General features: G+C 67.4%; 2 protein-coding genes. Both read left to right on the plus strand.

Features of this window, described 5'->3' with window-relative positions; genetic code table 11:
* Positions 1–1,000: gamma-glutamyltransferase family protein (locus tag FNA46_RS25675; RefSeq protein WP_185970001.1), on the plus strand; the 1,000-nt coding region annotated here is incomplete at its 5' end.
* Positions 1,001–1,003: 3 nt separating this feature from the next.
* Positions 1,004–1,183 (plus strand): DUF1028 domain-containing protein (locus tag FNA46_RS25680; protein ID WP_143128077.1); only part of this gene is annotated, 180 nt, incomplete at its 3' end.

Consider the following 1,183-nt stretch of genomic DNA (forward strand, 5'->3'; position numbering starts at 1 on the left):
GGCGCCGCAGACCTTCGACTATCACGACTGGACGGTGTGCAAGACGCCGGCCTGGGGGCAGGGCCCCGTGCTGTTGCAGTCGCTTGCTCTTCTGAAGGGCTTCGATCTCGGCGCGATGGACCCGACCGGTCCGGACTTCGTCCACCACGTGGTGGAAGCGATGAAGCTCGCCTATGCCGACCGTGAGGTCTATTACGGCGATCCGGACTTCGGCCAGATCCCGACAGAGGCGCTGCTGTCGGATGGCTATAATGACGAGCGTCGCCGGCTGATCGGGGCCGATGCCTCGCTCGACCTGCGGCCCGGTACGCTGCCGGGCTACGAGCGGCAGGTGGACGCCACCATGGCCATGCTCGCCGAATTCTCCGGCAAGGGTTCGGTCTACGAGCCGACCATGGCGCATCTCACCGAAAAGAAGGGTGACACCGTCCATATCGACGTCATCGATCGCTGGGGCAACATGGTTTCCACCACGCCATCGGGCGGCTGGCTGCAGTCCTCGCCGGTGGTGCCGGGTCTTGGCTTTGCGCTGAACTCCCGCGCCCAGATGTTCTGGCTGAAGGACGGGCTGCCGACCTCGCTGGCCCCCGGCAAACGCCCGCGCACGACGCTCACCCCCTCACTTGCGCTGCATCGCGGCCGCCCAACCCTTGCCTTCGGCACGCCGGGTGGCGACCAGCAGGACCAGTGGCAGCTGCCCTTCTTCCTGCGCTATGCGCATCACGGCAAGAACCTGCAGGCGGCGATCGACGCACCGCTGTTCCACACGACACACTTCCCGGGTTCCTTCTATCCGCGCACCAGCGAGCCCGGCCACATCATGATCGAGGCGAGCTTCGGTGAGGCGACGATTGCCGAGCTGCGTCGTCGCGGCCACCGCATCACCGTGGCGGACAACTGGTCGGTCGGCCGCCTGACGGCGGCGAGGCGGGATGCTGACGGCCTCATGCGCGCGGCAGCGACGCCGCGCCTGATGCAGGCCTATGCGGTGGGACGCTGAGCCATGACCTGGTCGATCGTTGCCCGTGACCCCGAAACCGGCCATCTCGGCGTTGCCGTCGCCAGCCGCTTCTTTGCGGTCGGTTCGGCGGTGCCCTATCTGCGCGGCGGCGTCGGTGCCGTCGCGACACAGGCCTTCGTCAGCCCGCTCTATGGCGTCGATGGCCTTGCCATGCTCGGCGAA

This window comes from Affinirhizobium straminoryzae, assembly GCF_007004135.1.
GTDB lineage: Bacteria > Pseudomonadota > Alphaproteobacteria > Rhizobiales > Rhizobiaceae > Neorhizobium > Neorhizobium straminoryzae.